This is a genomic window from Streptomyces antioxidans (assembly GCF_000968685.2).
GTDB classification, from domain to species: Bacteria; Actinomycetota; Actinomycetes; order Streptomycetales; family Streptomycetaceae; genus Streptomyces; species Streptomyces antioxidans.
In genome coordinates, this window is sequence record NZ_LAKD02000049.1 from 14,568 (window position 1) to 39,585 (window position 25,018).

The window sequence follows — 25,018 nt, forward strand, 5'->3', positions numbered from 1 at the left end:
CCGTGAGCAACAAGGTCAAAAAGAACGCCGTGCGCGCCGGTGCTGTCATCGCCGCGACGACGGCGATGCTGCTGATGTCGTCCCCCGCGTTCGCGCTCACCCGCGACGACGGTGACGACCCGGGTCCGGGCCTCAGTGTCGCCGAGACACTGGGCCTCTACGTCGCTGCTCCGATCATCCTGTTCCTGGTGATCGCTGGTCTGGTGATGGCGGGGGACAGGAAGCCCCGTAAGCAGACCGACTGACGCGATCGATCGACGAAGCGCGCACGCCGCTGCGGAGCGCCCCGGCCATCCGGCCGGGGCGCTTTTGTCTGCCGCCGAGTGGAAGCGCGCCACGCCGAGTTCACCGGGGGCCATCCACACGCCGCGGCCCGTTTATTTTCGCTTTAACCTACGGTGCCGTAACCTACGGGGCCGTAGGTATAGCCCGTCGCCCCCGTCCCCTGGAGCCACCACCGTGACACTCGCCCCTTCCCACCGCCACGGTCAGGCCGTCTGGAGCGACACCCAGCTCCTGTACGCACTCGAAGAGGTCGTCGAGACCGAGCTCAACCGGCATCTGAAGGTCGCCAAGGAGTGGATGCCGCACGAGTACGTCCCCTGGAGCGACGGCCGGAACTTCGACGGGATCATGGGCGGTGAGGCATGGGCGCCCGACCAGTCCAAGGTCAGCGCGGTCGGCCGGATAGCGCTTGTGGTCAACCTCCTCACCGAGGACAACCTCCCCAGCTACCACCACGAGATCGCGACCCTCTTCGGCCGGGACGGCGCCTGGGGCACCTGGGTGCACCGCTGGACCGCGGAGGAGGGGCGCCACGGCATCGTGATGCGCGACTACCTGCTGACCAGCCGCGCCGTCGACCCGGTGGAGCTGGAGCGGTTCCGCATGGCGCACATGTCCGAGGGCTTCGAATCGGACAACCAGCACAGCATGCTGCACACCGTGGCGTACGTCGCCTTCCAGGAGCTGGCCACCCGCATCTCGCACCGCAATACCGGCCACCACTCCGGCGATCCGGTCTGCGACCGGATGCTGGCGCGCATCGCCACCGATGAGAACCTGCACATGATCTTCTATCGGAACCTGCTCGGGAAGGCGTTCGAGCTGGCCCCCGACCAGACCATGTGCGCCGTCCGCGACGTGGTGGTCAACTTCCGCATGCCGGGCCACGGGATGCCCGGCTTCGAGCGCGCCGCCGCCCAGATCGCCATCGGCGGCATCTACAACCTGCGCATCCACCACGACGACGTCCTCCAGCCGGTGCTGCGCTTCCTGAAGGTCCTGGAGATCGGCGGACTCGGCCCCGAAGGGCTCAAGGCGCAGGAGGAACTGGGGCTCTACATGGGCGGATTGGACGATCAGGCCGCCAAGTTCGACGAGCGGCGCCAGGCGCTGCTGGCCCGTCGCAGGGCCCGTGCCGAACGGGCGTGATCACTCTGGCACCATCGGGTGATGGTCGAACATTCATCGCAAGACGCGGCGGTGGATCCGGAAGCGGAGGCGGCCCGGCTGAGGGCCGCGGCGGCGATCGGGAAGCCGGGTGCGTACCGGGCCTACGCCGAACTCCTCACCGGCCGGGGCCGCTTGGACGAGGCCCTGCCGTGGTGGGCCAGGGCCGCCGACGCCGGGGACGCGGACGCCTCGCGCGCGCTCGCGATCTGCCACAAGGACCGCGGCGAGTTCGCCGAGGCCGAGCGGTGGTACCGCACGGCCGCCGATCGCGACGGCGGCTGTGCGTTCGGTCTGGCCCGGCTGCTGCACGAGGCGGGTGACACGGCCGGTGCCGAGCGGTGGTACGAGCACGGCGCCGCGCTCGGCAGCGTCGAGTGCAAGACCAACGGCGCCGTGCTGCTGGCCGCCCGCGGCGCCTGGGACACCGCCCTGGAGCGGCTGGCCGAGGCGTCCGCCGAGGGCGATGACGTCGCCACCCACAGCCGCCGGGCCATCCAGGGCTTGCTGAGGGACCTGGACCGGTGGCGCGCGGACCTCGCCCGCGCGGAGGCCGACGGCGACCCCGAGGAGGCGTACGAGGCGCTGCGCGAACTGCTCGGCCCGGAGCGCAAGGCGATGTTCGAGCGCTACCCCGGGATGGTCGCGGAGGCCGAGGCGCTGTACGCACGGGCGGCCGCGGTCGGCGGCGTCAAGGCGCTGGTGGACCAGGCCCTCTTCATCGCCCGCGACGACAGCCGCTGGGCCGAGGCCCGCGCCCTCGTGGAACGCGCCCACGAGCGGGGCTACGACGGCGCGGCGTACGTCCTCGGTGTCTGGGCGGAGGAGAACGGCGAGCTCCGCACCGCCGAGGAGTGGTACCGCACGGCCGACGCGGCGGACGGCGGCCATCTGTGGGCCCGTTTCAACCTCGGGGTGCTGTGCATGCGGCAGCGGCGGCTTGCGGAGGCGGAGCGGTGGCTGCGGGCCGCGGGAGCCGACGGGGCCGACGGGGCCGACGATGTCGGCGGGGTCGACGAGGGGAGTGGCCCGAACCCGTTCGGCGGGGGCGAGGAGCGGGTCGTCGCGGCGCTGCGGGACATCGCCGCGATCCGGGCCGACCCCGAGCGGATGCCGCCCGCCGAGTGGGAGGAGCGGCTGCCCGGGCTGCGGGCCCGCGCCGAGGAGGGCGGCCCGGACGCCTGGTTCGCGTACGCCGACGCGCTGGACCGGCTGTACCGGCTCCCCGAGGCCGCCGAGTGGTACCGCGAGGCGGGCACTCCGCGCGCCCTGCTCGCCCTCGGGCGGATGCTGTACGAAGCGGGCGGCGCCAGGGGGGTGCGGATGGTGCCGTACTACGAGCCCGCGGCGGCGGAGGGCGACGCCGGTGCGGCGTATGACATCGGTCGGATCCATGACGAGGCCGGGGACCGGCGCACCGCCCAGATCTGGTTCCGCCGGGCGGCCGACCTGGGGCATGGGCGCGCCGCGTGGTGGCTGGGCTGGACGTCGGAGGAGTACGGCGGGGATCCGCAGCACGCCGAGCGGTGGTACGTGCGCGCCGCGCGCAGCGGTCTTGTGCCGCCCGCTTTTCTGGCGGGGCGGAGCATGGTGCGGCGGGGGGCGTGTGCGGAGGCGGAGCCGTTGTTGAGGGTGGCGTGTGAGGGGGAGCACGAGGAGGCGCCGTACTGGCTGGCGAGAGCCCTGCGGGGGCTGGGCCGTACCGAAGAGGCGGCCCGCGCAGCCTTACGAGACCCTGGGTAACCGGCTTGTGGGCAATCGTTCCGCAGGGCGGAACGGGTGGGCACAAACCGGCCGCCGACCGGTACCCGGCAACGAAACGTTGACCAGGGACGGGCCGACCCGGCGGCCAGCTAGTCCCTGGCTGAGGCATCGCTCGGGGGGTGCCCCCTCCGCGGAACGCGTTGCCCACGACCAGAACCGGGTCGGCGCAGTGCGGGGCTTAGCCCCGCACTGCGCCGCGCGCCCGGTCAGTTCGCGTGCGCGTCAGCGGACTGCGCCCGTAGCGCCCGCTCGACGCCCGCCCGCGACTCCGTCACCAGACGCCGCAGCGCGGCGCTCGGCTCGGCGGACGCGAGCCACGCGTCCGTGGCGTCCAGGGTCTCCGGCGAGACCTGCAGCGCCGGGTAGAGCCCCACCACGATCTGCTGCGCCATCTCATGGCTGCGGCTGTTCCAGACGTCCTTCGCCACCGCGAAGTACTTCTCCGCGTACGGCGCGAGCAGCTCCCGCTGATCGGTCTGGACGAAGCCCCCGATCACCGCCTCCTGCACCGCGTTCGGCAGTTTGTCGCTCTCCACGACCGACGCCCACGCCTCCGCCTTGGCCTGTGGCGTCGGCCGCGCGGCCCGCGCCGTCGCGGCGTGGCGCTCGCCCGCGGAGGTCTTGTCGCGCTCCAGCTCCGCCGCGATGGCGGCCTCGTCGGCCCGCCCCGTGGCGGCCAGCCGCTCCAGCAGCGCCCAGCGCAGCTCGGTGTCGATGGTCAGGCCCTCGATCGCCTCGGTGCCCTCGAGCAGTCCGGAGACCAGGTCCAGCTGGGCGTCGGTGCGGGCGCTCGCGATGAAGGCACGCGCCCAGGCCAGCTGGTGGTCGCTGCCGGGCGCCGCCGCCCGCAGATGGTCCAGCGTGGCCCCGGTCCACCGGGCCAGGCCCGTCTCGCGCCAGTCCGGCGCGGCGTACAGGTCGAGGGCCAGCTTCAGCTGGCGGTGCAGCGACTGGACGACGCCGATGTCCGACTCCTTGGCGATGCCCGAGAGCACCAGCGCCAGATAGTCGCGGGTGGCCAGCTCGCCGTCGCGGACCATGTCCCAGGCCGAGGCCCAGGACAGCGCGCGCGGCAGCGACTCCTCGAAGTCGCCGAGGTGCTCGGTGACCACGGCCAGCGAGTCCGGGTCCAGCCGGACCTTCGCGTAGGTGAGGTCGTCGTCGTTGAGCAGGATCACCGCGGAGCGCTTGGCGCCGGTCAGCTGCGGCACCTCGGTCAGCTCGCCGTCCACGTCCAGCTCGATGCGCTCGGAGCGGATCAGCTTGCCGGTCGGGTTCAGGTCGTAGAGCCCGATGGCGATGCGGTGCGGACGCAACGTCGGCTCCCCCTTGGCGCCCTGCGGGAGCGCCGGGGCCTCCTGCCGCACCGCGAAGGAGGTCACCGTGCCGCTCGCGTCCGTCTCGATCTCCGGCCGCAGCACATTGATGCCCGCCGTCTCCAGCCACTGCTTCGACCAGGTCTTCAGATCGCGCCCGCTGGTCTCCTCCAGCGCGCCGAGCAGATCCGACAGCCGGGTGTTCTGGAAGGCGTGGCGCTTGAAGTACGCCTGGACGCCACGGAAGAACTCATCCATCCCGACGTACGCGACCAGCTGCTTGAGCACCGAGGCGCCCTTGGCGTAGGTGATCCCGTCAAAGTTGACCAGGACGTCGTCCAGGTCGTTGATCTCGGCCATGATCGGGTGGGTGGACGGCAGCTGGTCCTGCCGGTACGCCCAGGTCTTCATGGAGTTGGCGAAGCTGGTCCACGAGTGCGGCCACCTGCTGCCCGGTGCGTGGGCCTGGCAGGCGACCGAGGTGTAGGTGGCGAACGACTCGTTCAGCCACAGGTCGTTCCACCACTCCATGGTGACCAGGTCGCCGAACCACATATGGGCCAGCTCGTGGAGGATGGTCTCGGCACGCGCCTCGTACGCCGCGTCGGTGACCTTGGAGCGGAAGACGTACTGGTCGCGGATGGTCACCGCGCCCGCGTTCTCCATCGCGCCCGCGTTGAACTCCGGCACGAACAGCTGGTCGTACTTGGCGAACGGGTAGGCGTAGTCGAACTTCTCCTCGAACCACGCGAAGCCCTGCCGCGTCACCGCGAAGATCGCGTCCGAGTCCAGGTACTCCGCGAGCGAGGGACGGCAGTAGATGCCCAGCGGCACCGAGCGGCCGTCCTTCTCGTAGGAGCTGTGCACGCTGTGGTACGGGCCGACGATCAGCGCGGTGATGTACGAGGAGATGCGCGGGGTCGGCTCGAACCGCCAGACGTTGTCCTTCGGCTCCGGCGTCGGCGAGTTCGAGATCACCGTCCAGCCCTCGGGCGCCGTCACGGTGAACTGGAAGGTGCCCTTCAGGTCGGGCTGCTCGAAGGTGGCGAACACCCGGCGGGCGTCGGGCACCTCGAACTGGGTGTAGAGGTACGCCTGCTGGTCGACCGGGTCGACAAAGCGATGCAGCCCCTCACCGGTGTTGGTGTACGCGCAAGCGGCGACCACCCGGAGCTCATTGCGTCCGGCCAGCAGGCCGGGGAGGGCGATCCGCGAGTCCTTGAAGACCTCGTCCGGGTCGAGCGCGTCGCCGTTCAGCACCACCTCGTGCACCGCGGGCGCCACCAGGTCGATGAACGACTCCGCGCCCGACTCGGCGGCGTCGAAGCGCACCGTGGTCACGGAGCGGTAGGTACCGCCCTCCTGGGCGCCGCTCAGGTCCAGTTCGATCTCGTACGCGTCCACCGTGAGGAGGCGCGCCCGCTGCTGCGCTTCCTCCCTTGTGAGGTTGGTGCCAGGCACGTCGGCTAACTCCCGTTCGTCATGTGCGGTACGCCATGCGTCAGGCGGATGGCCATCCTCGCACGTCGGACGGACAGTGCCGGTAGACCGGTTTGTCCGACCGGGGGAGCGGCCGCCGGGCCGCTCCCCCTTCGGGCGCGTCCGTGGGCGTCAGGTCAGGTCGGCCGCCACCAGCTCGGCGATCTGCACCGCGTTCAGCGCCGCGCCCTTGCGCAGGTTGTCGTTGGAGAGGAACAGCGCGAGACCGTGCTCGACCGTCTCGTCCACCCGGATCCGGCCCACATAGCTGGGGTCCTGGCCCGCCGCCTGGAGCGGGGTCGGGATCTCCGAGAGCGCCACGCCCGGGGCCGCGGCCAGCAGCTCATAGGCGCGCTCCACGCTGATCGGACGCTCGAAGCGGGCGTTCACCTGGAGCGAGTGACCGGTGAAGACCGGGACCCGGACACAGGTGCCGGACACCTTCAGCTCCGGGATCTCCAGGATCTTGCGGCTCTCGTTGCGGAGCTTGTGCTCCTCGTCGGTCTCGAACCGGCCGTCGTCGACGATCTTCCCGGCCATCGGGAGCACATTGAACGCGATCGGGCGGGCGTAGACCCCCGGCTCGGGGAAGTCCACCGCCGCGCCGTCGTGGGTCAGCTCGGCCGCGCGGTCGGCGGTCTTGCGGACCTGGCCGTCGAGCTCGGCCACGCCGGAGAGACCGGAGCCGGAGACGGCCTGGTAGGTGGTGGCGACCAGGGCGGTGAGCCCGGCCTCGGTGTGCAGCGGGCGCAGCACCGGCATGGCGGCCATGGTGGTGCAGTTCGGGTTGGCGATGATGCCCTTGGGGCGGTCCACCGCGGCGTGCGGGTTGACCTCGGCGACGACCAGGGGCACCTCGGGGTCCATCCGCCAGGCCGAGGAGTTGTCGATCACGACCGGGCCCTGGGCCGCGACCTTCCCGGCCAGCGCCCTGGAGGTGGCGCCGCCCGCGGAGAACAGGACGATGTCCAGACCGGAGTAGTCGGCCGTGGCGGCGTCCTCGACGGTGATCTCGCTGCCGCGCCACGGGAGCGTACGGCCGGCCGAGCGGGCGGAGGCGAACAGCCGCAGCTGCTCGGCCGGGAAGTCACGCTCGGCGAGCACCCTGCGCATCACTCCGCCGACCTGGCCGGTCGCTCCGACGATTCCAATCCTCATATCAGCCCTTTTCCTTGGTTGTGCCTGTTCGGGGCGCCTACCCTCCTGGCAAGTGTCTCAGGCGGGCCCGTTACCGTCCCGTGATTTATCCCACGGCGGGTGCGGTTCCCCGAACGGATGAACGCCGAGTGAGCGGAAGAATTCCTGTTCACAAGGGTGCGATGACCGTTTGCTGCCGCCGAGATCCACGTGTGGAGATCGGCGATCCGCGTTGCCGCCTCGTTCACTCCCAGGCCATCCCCGATGCCAACGATCCCAGGTGAGGACGGCTTCTCCGGCCGCCCGCCACCGCGTGTCCACTCGGGGAGATCGCGCATGTCCCGCATACGGTCCGCCGCCGCTGCCGCCACCGCTCTCGACCGTCGCACCTTCCTCGCCGCCGCCACCGCCACCGGTGCCACGGCCGGTCTGGGAATCGCCTTCGGCCCCGGCAGCGGCTCGGCCGGTGCCTCGCAGCCCGCCACCGCGCACGCCGTGGGCCGCCGGGTGGTGCAGGCCCCGGCGGCGCCGTCGACGGCCGGTACGACGCTGGAGACGTTCTCGGCCGCGGCCGGCGCCACCGGCTACCGGCGGCTCGCCGACGGCCCCGCCTGGTCCCGCGAGGTCCGCACCGAGATCACCGGCGCCAAGGGGGGACGCGAGGACCGGCGCACCGCGCTCGCCTCGTTCGTCCAGCTCACGGATCTGCATCTGACCGACGTCCAGCACCCGATGCGCTACGAGTATCTGCGCGCCGGGCGCGCCGGGGCATGGCGGCCGCACGAGGCGCTGACCATCGCCGGGGTCGTCTCGCTCATCGAGCGGATCAACGGGCTGCGCGGCGGACCCGCCACCGGGACGCCGCTGTCGTTCGTCATGACCACCGGCGACAACACCGACAACAACGCCAAGATCGAGCTGGACTGGTTCCTGACCGCCATGAACGGCGGCCGGATCACCCCCAACACCGGCGATCCGCGCCGCTACGAGGGCGTCCAGAACAGCGGGCTCAAGGAGTACTGGCACCCCGAGGAGGCGCTGCGCGACGCCGACAAGAAGGCCGGTTTCCCGCGCATCGACGGCTTCCTCGAGGCCGCGCTGCGCACCGTCAACAGCCCCGGGCTGCGGCTGCCGTGGTACTCCACCATCGGCAACCACGACGATCTGGCGGGCGGTGTCTACTCCCTCGGCCACGGCTACTCCACGGACTTCGCCACCGGAAGGCGCAAGCTGGAAAGCATTCCGGCGGCCGAGGCGGAGCGGGTGTTCAAGGGGACGCGGGTGGGGGACGACCCCAAGGGCGTCCAGCTGAGGGCGCTGCTGGAGGCGCACGCCAAGGACATGCGCACGGTCACCCCCGATGAGCGCCGCGCGCCCTTCACCTGGTCCGAGTACCTGGCCGCGCACCTCGCCCCGGCCGCCACCGGCTCCGGCCCGGTCGGCCACGGCTACACCAGGGCCAACCTCGAACAGGGCACCCTCTACTACTCGTTCCGGATCTCCGAGAACATGATCGGCGTCAGCCTGGACACCACCGACCCGGGCGGCCACTACACCGGTTCGCTCGGCACCGCCCAACTGCGGTGGCTGGAGCGGACACTGAAGGCCCACGAGGACGACTACGTGATCGTCTTCAGCCACCACTACAGCCGCGGCCTGGACAACATGAACCACGACCCGGACCGCCCGGGCGAGGCCCGTCACGGCGGGGACGAGGTCGTCGCCCTCTTCCAGCGCCACCCCAAGGTGCTGGCCTGGATCAACGGCCACAGCCACCAGAACGAGATCACCCCGCGCGGCAGCTTCTGGGAGATCACCACCGCCTCGCACGTGGACTTCCCCCAGCTGGCCCGGGTGTTCGAGGTCGTGGACAACCACGACGGCACGATCTCGCTGTTCACCACGCTCATCGAGGCGGCCGCGCCGCACCGCACGGACTTCTCCGACCTCTCCCAGACCGGGCTCGCGGCCCTCTACCGCGAGCTGTCCTTCAACGCGCCCGGCGCCAGCCAGGAGCTGGCCGGTGACGCGACGGACCGCAACACCGAACTGCTGCTGCGCAAGCCCTGAGCCGCCTGGCGGGCGCTTCAGTCCTGAGCCGTCCGGCGGGCGCTTCGGCGTGGCGGGACCGCGCTTCAGCGCGGCAGGACCACCAGATACGGGGCCGGGTCGCGGTCGGCCGCCGCGATCAGGGCGGTACGGACCACCGCGGCCTGCTCCTCCGGTGCCTCCCGCAGCCTCTTCGGGGTCACCCGTACGACCGTGATCCCAAGCCGCTCCAGGTGCTCGCGCTTGCGCCCGTAACCGCCGCGCCAGACCTCCTCGTCCTGACGCGGCGCCCGGGCGTCGATCTCCACCGCCACCGCCTGCTCCCGCCAGTAGGCGTCCACCCCGCCGAGGGCGGGTCCGCCGGGCAGCCGCAGCTCCACGTTCCACAGCGGCTCGGGCAGATGGTGGCCGCGAACCATGTCGTACAGCCGCCCCTCGGCGATCGCCCGGCCCTCCGCGAGCAGCGCGTCCACGGCGTCCACAACATGCGGCCGGGACAGCAGCCGGGCCGAGTTCAGCTCCGCGACGACGGTCGCGGCCTCGCAGTGGCCGTGGCGCACGGACTCGGTGAGCAGTCTGCGGACCAGTACGGCGTCGGTGAGCCGGGCGACGGCGTCGGCGAGGGCCCGGGCCACCGGGGCGGTGGGCACCCCCGCGAGGTACTGGGGAGCGGGCGGGGTGCCCGCCCGGACGAAGCGGACGAAGCCGGTGGCGCGCAGCCGCCGGGTGCGCGGCACCAGCACATCGATGTGGTCGAGGGAGGCCAGCGCGGGAGCGGAGGAGAAGTGGCGCAGGGCGAGCGCCGCAAGGCCGGTGATCATTGCTTCGCCGCCCGGGGTGCCGCCGCCCGGCGCCGGCCCGTCGGCCCCCTGGCCACGGCTCGCGGTGTACAGCAGCGCGGCCAGCAGCCGCTCCTCGCTGGTCGCCGGGCCCGGATGGAGCAGATGGACGCCCGGCAGGATCTGCTGCCAGGGCCCGCCGGCCCGGCTGCGCTCTGCGGCGACGGACGCGGTCACACCGTGCTCGCACAGCTGACGCGTCGTCAGGACGCGGCGCTGGACGTCCGAGAGGTGGTGGAGGGGGCGGGGGGACAGCGGCGTGTTGTGGCTCATGCCCCCGCCATTCCCGCGCCCGCTCCACCCGCTAACCGCTGTTACACAGTCGTCGACAAAAGCGGACAACACCGTACTAAAGTACGGCAGTTCGAATGCCGAAAGAGCTCCCCGCCGCCCCCGGAGGAGAGCTCTCCGCATCTCCCGCGGGAGCTTCCCGCCGCCCTCGCGGGAGCTCCCGCTTCGGTCGTCGTTCGCGTCAGCCGGCCGCCCTCGCGTCGCAGTCCTGGCCGCGCAGGGCGCGGGCGAGGTCGTCGCGGGCCTCCAGGACCAGTCGGCGCAGCGCGGGGGCCGCGTCCGGGTGGGCGTCCAGCCAGGCGTCGGTCGCGTCCAGGGTGGGGGTGTCGCCCTGGACTGCAGGGAACAGCCCGCGCACGATCGCCATCCCGATCTCGATCGACCGCTCCTGCCAGACCCGTTCGAGCACCTCGAAGTAGCGCGGTGCGTAAGGCGCCAGCAGATCCCGCTGGCCCGGCTGGTCGAAACCGGAGATGGTGGCCTCCACCAGGGCGTTGGAGAGCCGGTCGGAGTCCACCACCGCCTCCCACGCCTCGGCCTTGACCGCGGCGGAGGGCCGGGCGGCCAGGCACCGCACCTGGTGGCGCTTGCCGGAGGCGGTGTCGTCGCGGGCCAGCTCGGCGGCGATCAGCGCCTCGTCCGCCTGGCCGCCCGAGGCCAGCGCGGCCAGGAACGTCCAGCGCAGCTCCTGGTCCACATCCAGCCCGTCGATCCGGGCCGTGCCGTCCAGCAGCCCGCGCAGCAGCCGCAGCTCGGAGTCTGCGAAGGCGACCTGTGCGAAGAACCGCGCCCAGGCCAGCTGGTGCCCGCTGCCCGGCTCGGCCAGCCGCAGCTCGCTCAGCGCGCCCTCGGCCAGCCGGGCGGCGGCCTCCTCGCGGGCGTCCGGCGCCGAGTAGTGGTGCAGGGCGGACAGCGCCCACGCCTGGACCATCTGCAGCACCCCGATGTCGCTCTCGGCCCCGGCGAACCGGCGCACCAGCTCCAGATAGTCGCGGGCGGGCAGCAGCGCGTCACGGGTGAGGTTCCACAGCGCGGACCAGCTCAGGGCGCGGGCGAGGGGGTCGGTCAGCTCGCCCAGGTGCTCGCGCAGGGTGTCCAGCGAGCCCTCGTCGAAGCGGATCTTGCAGTAGGTGAGGTCGTCGTCGTTGACCAGGATCAGATCGGGCCGGGAGGCACCGGCCAGCTCGGGGATCACCGTACGGGGGCCGTCGACGTCCGCCTCGGCACGGGCGTAGCGCACCAGCGCCCCGGGGCGCTCCCCGGCCGGGGCCTCCTTGCGGTACAGCCCGACGGCCACCCGGTGCGGCCGCAGGGTGGGGTGGCTCTCGGCGGCCTCCTGGACCACCGCCAGCTCGGTGATGTGCCCCTCGGCGTCATAGGTGGCGTGCGGGGTCAGCGCGTTCACCCCCGCGGTCTCCAGCCAGGCGCGCGACCAGGTGGCCATGTCACGGCCCGAGGTCTCGCCGAGCACCGACAGCAGATCGGACAGCCGGGTGTTGCCGTACGCGTGCCGCTTGAAGTAGCGCCGCGCGCCCTCCAGGAAGGCGTCCTGCCCGACGTAGGCCACCAGCTGCTTGAGCACGGACGCGCCCTTGGCGTAGGTGATCCCGTCGAAGTTGAGCTTGGCGTCCTCCAGGTCACGGATGTCGGCCGTGATCGGATGGGTGGACGGCAGCTGGTCGGCGCGGTACGCCCATGCCTTGCGGCGGTTGGCGAAGGTGATCCAGCCGTCGGTGAAGCGGGTCGCCCCGACCAGCGAGAAGGCCCCCATGAAGTCGGCGAACGACTCCTTGAGCCACAGGTCGTCCCACCACTCCATGGTCACCAGGTCGCCGAACCACATATGGGCCATCTCGTGCAGGATGACGTTCGCCCGGTGCTCGTACGACGCCTGGGTGACCTTGCCGCGGAAGATGAACTCCTCCCGGAAGGTCACACACCCCGGGTTCTCCATCGCGCCGATGTTGTACTCCGGCACGAACGCCTGGTCGTACTTGCCGAACGGGTACGGATAGTCGAAGTGGTCGTGGAAGAAGTCCAGGCCCTGCTTGGTGACGGTGAAGATGTCGTCCGCGTCGAAGTGCTTGGCCAGCCCCTTGCGGCACAGCGCGCCCAGCGGGATCTCCAGCGCCGAGCCGTCCGGCAGGGTGCGGCGGTAGAGGTCGCTCACGTAGTGGTACGGACCGGCGACCACCGCCGTGATGTACGTCGAGATGGGCCGGGTGGTCAGGAAGTGGCTGGTCGCGGCGGTGTCATCGGCGCCGGACGGCTCCACCCGGTCCACCGCCCCGTTGCTCAGCGCCGTCCAGCCCGCGGGGGCGGTCACCGAGAGGGTGAACGGGGCCTTGAGGTCGGGCTGTTCGAAGTTGGCGAAGACCCGGCGGGCGTCGGCCGGCTCGTACTGGGTGTAGAGGTAGACCTCGCCGTCCTCCGGGTCCACAAAGCGGTGCAGCCCCTCGCCGGTGCGGCTGTACGCGCACTGCGCGTCCACCACCAGCTCGTTCTCCACGGCGAGGGCTTCCAGCGCGATCCGGGAGCCGTCGAAGACCGCCGTCGGGTCCAGCTCCCGCCCGTTGAGCCGCACCGCGGTCACCGAGGGCGCCAGCAGATCCGCGAAGGTCGCGGCGCCCGGCTCGGCGCAGCGGAAGCGGATCGTCGTCGTGGAGCGGAAGGTGCGCGGTCCGGGCCCGGTGTGCGAACCCACCGCGGACCGCAGATCGAGCGCCACCTCATAACCCTCGACGGTCAGCAGCTTCGCCCGCTCACGGGCCTCGTCACGGGTCAGGTTCTCACCGGGCACGACGCGGCTCCCTCGCCAGTGTCTTCCATCTCGGATATCGGACAGCGGGAATCATGTCACGGGGCACCGACACCCGGCATCGGGGAATGAGACACCTCCCCTGCGCGTTGCCGCGAGAAGCCAGCTCTCTATTCGTTTGTGATACCTACGCGCCCGCACGAGGAGAAACCGTGACCGAGACTGCCAAGACTCCTGCTGATTTCTGGTTCGATCCGCTGTGTCCCTGGGCCTGGATGACCTCCCGCTGGATGCTCGAGGTGGAGAAGGTGCGCCCGGTCGAGGTGCGTTGGCACGTCATGAGCCTGGCCGTGCTCAACGAGCCCAAGCTGGATGAGCTGCCCGAGGAGTACCGCGAGCTGCTGAAGACCGCCTGGGGCCCGGTCCGGGTCTGCATCGCCGCCGAGCAGAAGCACGGCAGCGAGGTCCTCGGCCCCCTCTACACCGCTCTCGGCACCCGCTTCCACAACCAGGGCCTGGAGAAGAACCGCGAGACGATCGTGGCCGCCCTCGAGGAGGCCGGTCTCCCCGCCGAGCTCGCCGACTTCGCCGACTCCGACGCGTACGACACCGAGCTGCGCGCCTCCCACAAGGAGGGCATCGACCTGGTCGGCCAGGACGTGGGCACCCCGGTCATCGCCGTCCCGGGCTCGGACGGCGAGCAGATCGCCTTCTTCGGCCCGGTGGTCACCCCGGCCCCCAAGGGCGAGGACGCCGCCAAGCTCTGGGACGGCACCCTGATGGTCGCCTCGATCCCTGGCTTCTACGAGATCAAGCGGACCCGCACGGTCGGCCCGATCTTCGACTGACGACCGATCTCTACCGCCGCCGCCGGGGCAGGGGCCCGGGGCGACGGCAGGGCCCCCGCGCGAGTCGACCGCGCGGGGGCCCTGTTCCGTTCCCGGCCTGCTTCCGTCCGCTCAGCCGCGGCGGCCGACCAGCTTCCAGGCGGCCGGGAGCGCGCCCATCGCCAAGGCGGCCTTAAGGGCGTCACCGATCAGGAACGGGGTGAGCCCGGCCGCGATCGCCTCACCGAGGGAGATATGGGTGGCCACGGCGAGGTACGGAACGCCCACGGCGTAGGTGACCGCCGAGCCGACCGCCATGGTGCCCGCGGTGCGCAGCACCCCGCGGTCGCCGCCGCGCCGGGCGAGCGCGCCCACCACGGTCGCCGCCAGCAGCATGCCAAGCACATAGCCGAACGACGGCATGGCGGCGCCGGAGCTGCCCTCCGCGAACCACGGCACGCCCGCCATGCCGACCAGGGTGTACAGCGCGAGCGACAGAAAGCCGCGCCGGGCGCCCAGCGAGGTGCCCACCAGCAGGGCGGCGAAGGTCTGGCCGGTCACCGGCACCGGCGAGCCGGGGACGGGCACCGAGAGCTGGGCCGCGAGGCCGGTGAGCACGGCGCCCCCGATGACCAGCGCGGTGTCACGGGCCAGGACGCGCCGGGCGGGAAAGACCGCGTCCGCGAGGACCGTACCGGGTGTGGCGGCGGCAGAAACCGTGCTCATCAGCGATGCTCCCAGGTCAGAGGGTGGATACCGCGACGCTAACCCAGCGTGGGGGCCGCGGACACCGTCGGATGACCACAAAGCCGGACGCATCGGATTGGCGGCTTCTGGCAGATGTCCCCGGTACGGAGCGTGACAGCGGTGTCCGATATCCAGACAAGATTGTCCGCGATGTTGTCCCCATAGGACACGCCCTTCACACTAGGGACGTTTTGCATCCGTCACCGGCGCTCGTAAGGGACAGAGAACAAGCATGAACCGGACACCCGCGTCCTCGGCGCCATCCGGCACCGCCGAGGCGACCGGCACGGGCGCGACCGCGACGCCGCCGCTCTCCCACGGACTCAAGCAGCGCCATCTGTCGATGATCGCCCTCGGCGGCGTGATCGGCGCGGGGCTGTTCGTCGGCTCCGGCGCCGGAATCGCCGCCGCCGGTCCGTCGATCGTGGTGGCCTACGCGCTGTCCGGGCTGCTGGTGATGCTCGTGATGCGGATGCTCGGCGAGATGTCGGCGGCCAACCCGGCCTCCGGCTCGTTCTCCGTCCACGCCGAGCGGGCGATCGGGCCGTGGGCCGGGTTCACGGTGGGCTGGATGTTCTGGATCCTGCTGTGCGTGGGCATCGCCGCGGAGGCGATCGGCGCGGCCGGGATCATGGTCCAGTGGTTCCCGGGCAGCGAGTCCTGGATGTGGGTCGCCCTCTTCATGGCGATGTTCTGCGGCACGAACCTCGCGGCGGTCAGCAACTTCGGCGAGTTCGAGTTCTGGTTCGCCGCGCTGAAGATCGCCGCGATCACGATCTTCCTCGCCCTGGGCGTACTCGCGATCCTCGGCGTCCTGCCGGGCACCGACGCCCCGGGCGGCTCCCACCTCAACGGTGACGGTGGCTTCCTGCCCAACGGGGTGAACGGCCTGGTCGTCGGCCTGCTGGCGTCCGTCTTCGCGTACGGCGGCCTGGAGACCGTGACGATCGCGGCGGCCGAGTCCGAGAACCCGGTCAAGAGCGTGGCGGGCGCGGTCCGCACCGCGATGTGGCGCATCGCCCTCTTCTACGTCGGCTCGATGCTGGTCGTGGTCACGCTCATTCCGTGGAACGACGAGTCCGTGGTCGAGAGCGGCCCGTACGTGGCCGTGCTCAACCACCTCGACATCCCCGCGGCAGGCGACATCATGAACGTGATCGTGCTGATCGCGCTCCTCTCCGCGATGAACGCCAACATCTACGGCGCCTCCCGGATGTCCTACTCCCTGGTCACCCGCGGCGAGGGCCCCGCCTTCCTGGGCCGGGTCACCGGCGGCGTGCCCCGCCTCACTGTGCTCGCCTCCTCCTTCTTCGGTTTCGTCGCGGTGCTGCTCAGCTACTGGTGGCCGGACACCATCTTCAAGTGGCTGCTCAACATGGTCGGCGCGGCGGTGCTGGTGGTCTGGGGCTTCATCGCCGTGGCCCAGCTCCGGATGCGGAGCCGCCTGCAGCGGGAGGCCCCGGAGAAGCTTGTGGTGAAGATGTGGCTCTTCCCGTATCTGACCTGGGTCGCGCTGGCCGCCACGGTGGGGGTGCTGCTGCTGATGCTGCGCGAGGCCGACACCCGCAGCCAGCTGTACGCCACGGCGGCGATGGCGATCACCCTCGCGGCCGTTGGTCTCGCGCGCCAGCGGATGGCCGCGGAGCGGCACTGACGAGCGGGCTGGTGCGCGGCCAGCCGCCCTCCTCCAGGACCGTCGGGTCGTCAGCGTTGTCCAGGACCAGCAGCCAGCGCTGCGCGGAGTGGTCCAGGTAGTGCCAGACCAGGTCGGCCGCGGCGCGCTGACCGCTGGCCGCGGCAGCCAGCTCCCCGGTGGTCGCGCCGCGGTCGCCCGCCACCGCGAGCATGCCCGCGCGCAGGGAGATCAGCTCCGAGGCGTTCACCCAGAGCCCGACGCGGCCACGCGCGCTCACGGCCTCCGTGAAGAGGGCGTGCGCCACGGCCGTCTCTCCGCAGCCGCCCAGGCCGAGCGGTACGCGTACGGAGTCGGGGACCGTCGCGCCCTGGGGCGGCCGGGCGCCGACCGATTGCGGCGCGAGGAGGGATTCCGCTCCGGCCCCGTAGTGGTGGTGCCTCGGCCGTCATACGGAGCTCACCGGCGGCGGGGCGCTGATCGGGGAGCCGGGGGCTCAACTCGTCCAGGACCCGGCGCAGTTCGTCCGCCACCTCTGGCTGGGCCAGCAGCAGTCGGCGCATCCGGCCCTGCCACTCGGCGGCCAGCTCCGCCTCGAACTTCTCGCCGCCGTTCCCCTCACGCAGGGATCGGATCAGGCCACTCCCGGTGAGCGAGGCGCGGCGTACGGCACCCGTACGGCCTGTGCGCGACCCGTACGGCCTGTGCACGGTGGCGGAAATCGCTCTTGCTGCTAGCGTGTACTTGCAAGTTAATTGCAATAAGAGCGGTCCGAAGGGCTTCGCATGGCCATCTACACACTTCCTGAACTTCCGTATGACTACTCGGAGCTGGCCCCGGTCATCAGCCCCGAGATCATCGAGCTGCACCACGACAAGCACCACGCCGCGTACGTCAAGGGCGCGAACGACACGATGGAGCAGCTCGCGGAGGCGCGGGACAAGGATCAGTGGGGCTCGATCAACGGGCTCGAGAAGAACCTGGCCTTCCATCTGTCCGGCCACATCCTGCACAGCATCTACTGGCACAACATGACCGGCGACGGCGGCGGCGAGCCGCTGGAGCGGGACGGTGTCGGGGAGCTGGCCGACGCCATCAGCGAGCACTTCGGCTCCTTCGCGGGTTTCAAGGCCCAGCTGTCCAAGGCCGCCGCCACCACCCAGGGCTCGGGCTGGGGCGTGCTGGCGTATGAGCCGGTCAGCGGGCGGCTGGTGGTCGAGCAGGTCTACGACCACCAGGGGAACGTGGGGCAGGGCTCGGTGCCGATCCTGGTCTTCGACGCCTGGGAGCACGCCTTCTACCTGCAGTACAAGAACCAGAAGGTGGACTTCATCGAGGCCATGTGGAAGGTCGTCAACTGGCAGGACGTGGCCCGCCGTTACACGGCCGCCAAGGAGCGCGCCCACAACCTGCTGCTGGCCCCGTAACCCGTGACTCCGTAATCCGGGGCGCCCACCAGACCCCCTGCTTGCGTGATCGTCTTCTCACCGAACACCGGGCAGGCGGAAAAGGGGCCCCCGCGCGGTCGACTCGCGCGGGGGCCCCGCCGTTTCATCCGACGGGTGGCGGTCGGCCGGTCAGCCGGTCGGCTCCGGCTCGCGGGCTCGTGGGCGGCGCAGGGTGCGGGCGGCCATCGGGCCGAGCAGGGCGATCAGGGACAGGCACAGGATCGCGGCGGAGAGCGGGCGGGTGAAGAAGATCGTCCAGTCGCCCTCGCTGAAGGCCATCGCGCGGCGGAACTGGGTCTCCGCCATCGGGCCCAGTACGGCGCCCAGGATCAGTGGGGCCACGGGATAGCCGGTGCGGCGCATGCCGAAGCCCAGGAGGCCGAAGAGCACCGCGATGCCGAGGTCGACCGCGTTCTGGGAGAGGGCGTACACCCCCAGGGCGGCGAAGACCAGGATGCCCGCGGTGAGCAGCGGGCGGGGCAGCCGGAGGAGCTTCACCCACAGCGGGATCAGCGGCAGGTTCAGCACGAGCAGCATCACATTGCCGATGTAGAGGCTGGCGATCAGCGTCCACACCAGCGCCGACTGGGTCGCGAACAGCTGCGGGCCCGGCTGCACGTCGTACATCTGGAACGCGATCAGCAACACCCCGGCCGTCGCCGACGTGGGGATGCCCAGCGTCAGCAGCGGCATCAGCACCCCGGAGAACGCGGCGTTGTTGGCCGCCTCGGGACCGGCCACACCCTCGATGGCGCCCTTGCCGAACTGCTTCTTGTGCCGGGACAGCCGCTTCTCCACGTTGTAGCTGAGGAACGTGGGGATCTCCGCGCCGCCCGCGGGCAGGGCGCCGATCGGCAGCCCGATCGCCGTACCCCGCAGCCACGGCTTCCAGGACCGCCGCCAGTCCTCGGGGCTCATCCCGATCCTGCCGCCCACCGGGAGCATCTGTTCCTCGGGCGCCCGCCGCAGCCGGGCCGCGGTGTAGAGCGCTTCTCCGATCGCGAAGAGGCCGACGGCGACGGCCACGATCTGGACGCCGTCGTAGAGCTCCGGCACCCCGAAGGTGTAGCGCGCCTGGCCGGTGAGGCTGTCGATGCCGACGAGCCCGATGGCCAGGCCCAGGAAGAGGCTGCACAGCCCGCGCGCCGGGGCGTCGGCCACGACCGCGGTGACCGTGGCGAAGGCGAGGACCATCACCGCGAAGTACTCCGCGGGCTGGATCTTCTCCGCGATCCGCGCCATGGCCGGACCGGCGAAGGTGATCCCCACGGTGGAGATCGTGCCCGCCACGAACGAGCCGATGGCGGCCGTGGCGAGCGCGGCCCCGGCGCGCCCGGAGCGGGCCATCGGATGGCCCTCCAGGGTGGTGGGGACCGACGCCGTCTCCCCGGGCACGTTCAGCAGGATGGCCGTGGTGGAGCCGCCGTACATCCCGCCGTAGTAGATGCCCGCGAAGAGCACCAGCGCGCCGGTGGGGTCGAAGACGAAGGTGAGCGGGAGCAGCAGCGCCACCGTGGTGGCGGGGCCCAGGCCGGGCAACACGCCGACCAGCGAGCCCAGCGTGCAGCCCGCGAACGCCAGTAGCAGGTGCAGGGGGCTGAACGCGCTGCCGAAACCGCCCATGAGGTCGTTGAGGACATCCATGGTCAGAACGCCAATCGGACGATGCCGGGCGGCAGATGGATGCCCAGCAGACGGTCGAAGAGGAAGTACACGGCCAGCGCGAGCACCAGGCCGATCAGGGCGTCACGGAGGATCCGGCGGCTGCCGAGCACCCGCGCGACCAGCGCGAAGAGCACGGCGGTCGACTGCCAGTAGCCGCAGGGGGCGAGCGCGAACAGATAGCAGACCAGCAGCGCCAACAGGGCCGCCACCGGACGCCACTCGGTCAGCCGGGCCTCCTCGCGCGCCTGCTCGGTCAGCGCCGGATCGCTGCCGCGGAACGCCTGGACGACGGCGACCGAAGCCGCGGCGCACAGCCCCGCGCCGACCAGCAGGGGGAACGCCCGGGGGCCCACGTCCTGGTCGATGGTCCCCTCGGGGATGGCGAAGGCCCAGGCCAGCACGGCCAGGCCCGCCGCGAGGAAGAGCAGCGCGGCGATCCGGGGGCTCCAGGGGCGCTCGTCGGGCGGGGCCGCGCCGTCCGTCGCCTGGTTCACCGCGCCGCCCTCCGGGGGGTTCGCCGCGGCCTCCGGCGTCGCGCCCAGCGCCTCGTCCCGCGCGTTCACCGCGTCGTCCTGTGCGTTCACCGCGTCGTCCTGTGCGTTCACCGCCTCGTCCCGCGCGCTCATGAGCCGAGTCCCACGGATGTGAGCGCCTGGCCGACCTGGCGCTGCTGCCTGTCGATCAGGGCGCCGTACTTCTTCCCCGGCACCCACACGTCCTTCCAGTCGTTCTGCCGCAACGCCCGCTTCCAGCACGAAGTCCGGCGCATCCGGTCCACCACCCTCACGATCGCGCGCTGTTCGTCATCGCTCAGCCCGGGCGGGGCCATGACCCCACCGACGCTCTCCACGGACTCGTCCTCGTAGCCGAGCGCGCCGAGGGTGGGAGCGTCGATGCCCTCGGGAGCCTTGTCGCCGCTGACCGCGAGGACCCGCAGCTTCCCGGCCTCGATCTGCGGCCGGACCTCCGTCAGCGTGGAGAGGCCGACCTTCGAGGCCCCGCTCAGCAGCAGGTTGAGTACTTCTCCGCCGCCACCGGTGGGCACATACGTGACCTTGCGCGCCGGGATGCCCTCGGCCTTGGCGAGCCCGGCCACCGTGATGTGGTCCGGGCCGCCCAGCGAACCGCCCACCCAGGACGTCCGCTTGGGGTCGTTGCGCATGGCGGCCAGCACCGAGCGCAGATCGTGGAAGGGGGAGCGGGCGGGCACCACGATCGCGGAGGTGCTGACCGTGAGCCCCGCCACGGGGGTGAGCTCGGACAGCTTGACGGGGGAGTGGTTCTGGATGGCGCCGCCGATCATGGTCACCGTGTCCATGGTCATCAGCTGGTACGGATCGCCCTCCCGCCCCGCCATCCGGGCCAGCCCGATGGTGCCGCCCGCGCCCGGGGCGTTGGTGACCGTGACGTCCTCGTCGATGACCCCGCAGCTGGTGAGCGCGGAACCCATGCCCCGCGCCCGCGCGTCCCAGCCGCCGCCGACGCTCCCGGGAGCGAGGACCGACAGCCCCCGGGACGGATAGTCGGCGACGGCGCCCGGGTCGTCCAGCGAACCGACGGTGCACGCACTGCTCACCGTGGCCACGAGCGCGACCACCACTGCCAGACGGGGGCCGTTCCTGAGGAGAGGAGGCATGGGGGACGCTCCAGGCGGAGGAGGGGAAGCCGAAGTGGGCTGGAGCTTGCGCCTCCCCCGGCGGCCCTCACAAGACGATTGACTCGAAGGCGTCAATGGCCGACGCTGCCCGGATGCCCGTCGTGATCGAGCTGGGGCCCGCCCCTGAGCAGCGCATCAGCACCCGTCTGTCCCCGCTCGCCGAGCTGTGCGCCTGTCTGCACGCGCTGGACGGGCCGCGCCACCATCCGGCCAGCAGGCGCTGGGCGGGTGCGGTCCTGGAGGGCGCGGACGAGCGGCTGCTGGAGCGGGCCGGTGGGTGGGCGCCGCTGTGGGGCGCCTTCCGCGCCCGCTATCTGCTGCCCCTCACACCGGGCCCGGAGCGTGACCTGGAGGAGGAGCTGGCGCAGGTCGCGCGGCTGGACGAGGAGACGTTCACGACCATGACCGAGCAGGCGCTCGTCGGCAAGAACGGCCACGGCCCGGGCTCCGGACCCGATCCGGGGTCCGGCAACGGCTCCGGCCACGGCCCGGTGCCCGCCTCAGACCACGGCTCCGGTCATGGCCCGGGCCCCGGTTCCCGGCGCGGCGGCCGTACGCCGGAGCGCTTCCTGGCCCGGCTGCGGCAGCTCTCCGAGCGCCGGTTCGCCCTGGGGCTGCGGCTGCTCGCCGACCCCTCCGGATTCCGCGACGCCCTCCTCGCCTTCCTGTCCGCCGTGGCTGAGGAGGTCTTCGAGGCGGAGTGGACGCGGCTGCGCCCCATCCTGGAGGCCGACGCCCGGGTCCGCTCCCATGAGCACTCCCGCTACGGGCCGGCGGTGCTGGCCGGGTTCCCCACCGCCCGCATGGAGCAGGACCCGCCCCGGGTGGTGTTCGACAAGCTCTACAACGCACGGGCCAGTCTCGCCGACCACCCCTGTCTGCTGGTGCCGTCGCTGCACATCAACCCACATCTCGCGATCAAGCACTATCCCGGCTTCCCGGTGGTGGTGCAGTACCCGGTGCGGGACGGGGCGGGCGCGGAGCCGACCGCCCTGGACGTGGTGGTGCGCGGGCTGCGGGCGCTGGACGAGCCGCTGCGCATCCGGATGTGCCGGGCGCTGCTGCGGCAGTCGATGACGACGACGGAGCTGGCCACCCAGTTCGAGATGACGCCGCCGCAGATGTCACGGCACCTGCGCAAGCTGCGGGAGGCCGGAATGGTGCACACCCACCGGGAGGGGGCGCGGGTGCACTACCAGCTGGACGAGGCGGCGGTGCGCAATCTCGGTGTCGACCTGCTCTCCGCGCTGCACCGCTGAGAAAGTCGGCTGCACCGCTGCCCAAGTCCTCGGCACCGCCGAGAAGGTCCTCCGCACCGCCGGGATCAGGATCGGCGGAGGCATTGACGCTCAGGCGGCAATCATCTTGAGCGCGCGCCGACCGTTGCGGATCGTTGCGACACCCGCGACGGCAGAAGGAAGCGATACGTGACCACCCCCCGCGTCAAGACCACCAAGGCGTTCTACCGCACCGGCTCCACCACCTGGTTCGCCTCCCGGCACGACCAGCGGTTCTCGTACGGTCTGCACATCCCGTCCGTCCACGAGACCACCGACACCCCACTGCCGCTCATGGTGATCCAGCACGGCACCGGGCGCACCGCGTCCCAATACCGGGACGCGATGGCCGAGTTCTCCGAGCGGCACGGCTGTGTCGTGCTCACCCCGATGTTCCCCGCGGGCATCGACGACCCGGAGGACCTGCACAACTTCAAGTTCATCGAGTACCGCGGCATCCGCTACGACGAGCAGCTGCTCGCGATCGTGGACGAGGCGGGGGAGCGGTTCCACATCGACACCGGGCGCTTTCTGCTGCAGGGCTTCTCGGGCGGCGGGCAGTTCGCGCACCGCTTCCTGTATCTGCACCCCGACCGGCTCAGCGGGGTGTCCATCGGCGCGCCCGGCCGGGTCACGCTGATCGACCCGGACCGCGAGTGGTGGCTGGGCACGAAGGGGTTCGAGCAGCGCTTCGGGGCACCGCTGCGGCTGGAGGACATCCGTAAGGTGCCCGTGCACATGGTGGTCGGGGCGGAGGACACCGAGACCTGGGAGATCAACAATCCCGGCGACTCCAACTGGATGGACGGCGCCGACGCCGTCGGGCGCACCCGCGTGGAGCGCATCACCGCGCTGCGGGACAACTACACCGAGCTGGGCATCGACGTCACCCTCGACATCGTGCCCGGCGTGGGACACCGGGGGATGGGGGTGCTTGACGCGGTACGGCGCTTCGCGGAGCGGGTCCTTCCGCGCGTCGTCTGAGCATCTGGGCCCTGTGGGCCGGTGCGCCCACAGACAACGGCTGCCAGCCCACGGACACGACCGTGCCCCTGGGGGCGACACTTCGCCGCCACCCAGGGGCACGGGGAACCAGAATCAGCGGAGCACGTTCCTCCTGCCGGCTACGGGGCCGCCCGCTCCTTCGGCGCGGGCTCCGGGGAGGCCGCCGGGGCGGGGCCACGGGCGGCGGTGAGGCGTTCCTTGACCAGGGCGAGAGCCACCACGAGCACGGCCACCAGCGCGGAGAGGATCACCTGCTCGCGCCCGTCCTTGTCGGTGAGCATATAGACCAGGACGAACGAGATCATCCCGATCGTCGCCCAGGTCAGATAGGGGAAGAGCCACATCCGCACGATCAGCTTCTCGGGGTTCTCGCGCAGGATCATCCCGCGCATCCGCAGCTGGCTGAAGCAGATCACCAGCCATACGAAGAGCGCGACCGCGCCGGAGGAGTTCAGCAGGAAGGTGAAGACGGTGTCCGGCCACTGGTAGTTGAACCACACCGCGACGAACCCGAAGACGACCGAGCCGAGGATCGCGGCCTGCGGCACCCCGCGGGAGTTGGTGCGGGCGAAGGAGGCCGGGGCGTCGCCGCGCTGGCCGAGCGAGAAGGCCATGCGGGAGGCGGTGTAGAGGCCGGAGTTCAGACACGAGAGCACGGCGGTCAGCACGATCACGTTCATGATGTCACCGGCGTGCGGTATGCCGACCGAGTCGAGCGCCGCGACATAGCTGCCGTTGTCGGCGATCGCCTTGGAGTCCCAGGGCAGCAGGGTGACCACCACGAAGATCGAGCCCAGGTAGAAGACCGCGATACGCCAGATCACGCTGTTGGTGGCCTTGGTGACCGCCCGCTGCGGGTCCGCGGACTCACCGGCCGCGAGGGTGACGATCTCGCTGCCCATGAAGGAGAAGACCACCAGCAGCACACCGGTGAGGATGGCGCCCGGCCCGTTCGGCAGGAAGCCGCCGTGGTCGGTGAGGTGGGCCAGGCCCGAGCCCTCGTTGTCCGAATGCGGCAGCAGCCCGAACGCCGCGAGCCCGCCGATCACGATGAACGCGCCGATCGCCACGACCTTGATCCCGGCGAACCAGAACTCGAACTCACCGTAGGAGCCGACCGAGACCAGGTTGGTCGCGGTGAGCACCACCATCACGATCAGCGCCCAGCCCCACTGCGGAACGGCCGGCCACCAGCCCTCCAGGATCTTGGCGCCGGCGGTGGCCTCGACCGCCAGCACCACGACCCAGAAGAACCAGTACAGCCAGCCGATGGAGAAACCGGCCCAGCGGCCGAGCGCCCGGTCGGCGTAGGCGGAGAAGGAGCCGGAGGTGGGATTGGCGGCGGACATCTCGCCGAGCATCCGCATGACGAAGACGACCATGAGGCCGACCAGCGCATACGAGATGAGAATGCCGGGGCCGGCCTTGGCGATACCCGCACTGGAGCCGACGAAGAGGCCGGCGCCGATCACGCCGCCGATCGCGATCATCGATAGGTGGCGGTTCTTGAGCCCCGCCTTGAGGCCGTCGGGCGAACCCGGGTCGCCGGGGGCCCGCTGCTGCTCCGGCGTGGTCGCAGGTTGTGCGCTCATGTGCTCGATTCCTTTGCTCTCGCGTAACGAGCGACGCCAGTGAATCTCAGGAGGTCTGCCAGTTGAACCTTTGAATCCGGAT

General features: G+C 71.3%; 18 protein-coding genes and 1 pseudogene. 9 read left to right on the forward strand and 10 right to left on the reverse strand.

Going from position 1 to position 25,018, the window contains the following annotated elements; genetic code table 11:
• Positions 1-2: 2 nt before the first annotated feature.
• The 3 genes from VT50_RS19485 (at position 3) to VT50_RS19495 (ending at position 3,195) form a co-directional block, all read left to right on the forward strand.
• On the forward strand, positions 3-245 hold the full coding sequence (locus VT50_RS19485; protein ID WP_046088912.1) for a hypothetical protein: 243 nt from the start codon (positions 3-5) through the stop codon (positions 243-245).
• 214 nt (positions 246-459) lie between these two features.
• The gene (locus VT50_RS19490) at positions 460-1,434 is read left to right on the forward strand and encodes an acyl-ACP desaturase (RefSeq protein ID WP_046088913.1); all 975 of its coding nucleotides are present in this window, start codon (positions 460-462) and stop codon (positions 1,432-1,434) included.
• A gap of 21 nt (positions 1,435-1,455) precedes the next feature.
• On the forward strand, positions 1,456-3,195 hold the full coding sequence (locus VT50_RS19495; protein ID WP_240529223.1) for a tetratricopeptide repeat protein: 1,740 nt from the start codon (positions 1,456-1,458) through the stop codon (positions 3,193-3,195).
• A 227-nt stretch (positions 3,196-3,422) separates the two neighbouring features.
• On the opposite strand, the gene pepN (VT50_RS19500) is transcribed toward VT50_RS19495, so the two are convergent.
• Positions 3,423-5,993, reverse strand: coding sequence for an aminopeptidase N (gene pepN / locus VT50_RS19500; RefSeq protein WP_046088914.1), 2,571 nt, complete (start codon positions 5,991-5,993; stop codon positions 3,423-3,425).
• A 150-nt stretch (positions 5,994-6,143) separates the two neighbouring features.
• On the reverse strand, positions 6,144-7,169 hold the full coding sequence (locus VT50_RS19505; protein ID WP_046088915.1) for an aspartate-semialdehyde dehydrogenase: 1,026 nt from the start codon (positions 7,167-7,169) through the stop codon (positions 6,144-6,146).
• Between the two features lie 315 nt (positions 7,170-7,484).
• On the opposite strand from VT50_RS19505, the gene VT50_RS19510 reads away from it, so the two are divergent.
• A complete protein-coding gene (locus VT50_RS19510) occupies positions 7,485-9,218 on the forward strand; it encodes a TIGR03767 family metallophosphoesterase (protein ID WP_046088916.1) in 1,734 nt (577 codons plus the stop codon).
• A gap of 65 nt (positions 9,219-9,283) precedes the next feature.
• On the opposite strand, the gene VT50_RS19515 is transcribed toward VT50_RS19510, so the two are convergent.
• Together VT50_RS19515 and pepN (VT50_RS19520) are read right to left on the reverse strand one after the other, a co-directional pair.
• The gene (locus tag VT50_RS19515) at positions 9,284-10,309 is read right to left on the reverse strand and encodes a hypothetical protein (RefSeq protein ID WP_046088917.1); all 1,026 of its coding nucleotides are present in this window, start codon (positions 10,307-10,309) and stop codon (positions 9,284-9,286) included.
• Between the two features lie 199 nt (positions 10,310-10,508).
• Positions 10,509-13,127, reverse strand: a complete 2,619-nt coding sequence (gene pepN / locus VT50_RS19520; RefSeq protein ID WP_046088918.1) for an aminopeptidase N — start codon at positions 13,125-13,127, stop codon at positions 10,509-10,511.
• A 170-nt stretch (positions 13,128-13,297) separates the two neighbouring features.
• Between pepN (VT50_RS19520) and VT50_RS19525 the strand changes: the two genes are divergently transcribed.
• The gene (locus tag VT50_RS19525) at positions 13,298-13,933 is read left to right on the forward strand and encodes a mycothiol-dependent nitroreductase Rv2466c family protein (RefSeq protein WP_046088919.1); all 636 of its coding nucleotides are present in this window, start codon (positions 13,298-13,300) and stop codon (positions 13,931-13,933) included.
• A 111-nt stretch (positions 13,934-14,044) separates the two neighbouring features.
• On the opposite strand, the gene VT50_RS19530 is transcribed toward VT50_RS19525, so the two are convergent.
• Entirely contained in the window at positions 14,045-14,638 is a 594-nt protein-coding gene (locus tag VT50_RS19530) for a biotin transporter BioY (RefSeq protein WP_046088920.1), read from the reverse strand.
• A 253-nt stretch (positions 14,639-14,891) separates the two neighbouring features.
• Here VT50_RS19530 and VT50_RS19535 point away from each other — a divergent pair, with 253 nt between their 5' ends.
• Positions 14,892-16,313 (forward strand): amino acid permease, encoded by a 1,422-nt coding sequence (locus tag VT50_RS19535; RefSeq protein WP_046088921.1) that lies wholly within the window; start codon positions 14,892-14,894, stop codon positions 16,311-16,313.
• Between the two features lie 4 nt (positions 16,314-16,317).
• On the opposite strand, the pseudogene VT50_RS19540 reads toward VT50_RS19535, so the two are convergent.
• Positions 16,318-16,728 (reverse strand): annotated as a pseudogene (locus VT50_RS19540) (tetratricopeptide repeat protein); the annotation flags it as partial.
• A 349-nt stretch (positions 16,729-17,077) separates the two neighbouring features.
• Between VT50_RS19540 and VT50_RS19545 the strand changes: the two are divergent.
• A complete protein-coding gene (locus VT50_RS19545) occupies positions 17,078-17,719 on the forward strand; it encodes a superoxide dismutase (RefSeq protein ID WP_046088923.1) in 642 nt (213 codons plus the stop codon).
• A 150-nt stretch (positions 17,720-17,869) separates the two neighbouring features.
• Here VT50_RS19545 and VT50_RS19550 read toward each other — a convergent pair whose 3' ends face one another.
• From VT50_RS19550 to VT50_RS19560, 3 genes are read right to left on the reverse strand one after another with little or no spacing between them, the layout of a single operon-like run.
• Positions 17,870-19,384 carry a tripartite tricarboxylate transporter permease gene (locus VT50_RS19550; protein ID WP_046088924.1) on the reverse strand — a complete coding sequence of 505 codons (1,515 nt, stop codon included), beginning with the start codon at positions 19,382-19,384 and terminating at the stop codon, positions 17,870-17,872.
• A 2-nt stretch (positions 19,385-19,386) separates the two neighbouring features.
• The gene (locus tag VT50_RS19555; RefSeq protein ID WP_240529224.1) at positions 19,387-20,031 is read right to left on the reverse strand and encodes a tripartite tricarboxylate transporter TctB family protein; all 645 of its coding nucleotides are present in this window, start codon (positions 20,029-20,031) and stop codon (positions 19,387-19,389) included.
• Positions 20,028-21,041, reverse strand: a complete 1,014-nt coding sequence (locus VT50_RS19560; protein ID WP_046088925.1) for a Bug family tripartite tricarboxylate transporter substrate binding protein — start codon at positions 21,039-21,041, stop codon at positions 20,028-20,030. Before VT50_RS19560 ends, VT50_RS19555 begins: the two co-directional genes overlap by 4 nt.
• A 113-nt stretch (positions 21,042-21,154) precedes the next feature.
• Here VT50_RS19560 and VT50_RS19565 point away from each other — a divergent pair, with 113 nt between their 5' ends.
• Together VT50_RS19565 and VT50_RS19570 are read left to right on the forward strand one after the other, a co-directional pair.
• On the forward strand, positions 21,155-22,321 hold the full coding sequence (locus VT50_RS19565) for an ArsR/SmtB family transcription factor (protein ID WP_046088947.1): 1,167 nt from the start codon (positions 21,155-21,157) through the stop codon (positions 22,319-22,321).
• A 168-nt stretch (positions 22,322-22,489) separates the two neighbouring features.
• Complete coding sequence (locus VT50_RS19570) at positions 22,490-23,323, forward strand: hydrolase (RefSeq protein ID WP_046088926.1); 834 nt, start codon at positions 22,490-22,492, stop codon at positions 23,321-23,323.
• A gap of 140 nt (positions 23,324-23,463) precedes the next feature.
• On the opposite strand, the gene VT50_RS19575 is transcribed toward VT50_RS19570, so the two are convergent.
• Positions 23,464-24,936 (reverse strand): amino acid permease, encoded by a 1,473-nt coding sequence (locus VT50_RS19575; protein ID WP_046088927.1) that lies wholly within the window; start codon positions 24,934-24,936, stop codon positions 23,464-23,466.
• Positions 24,937-25,018 lie beyond the last annotated feature (82 nt).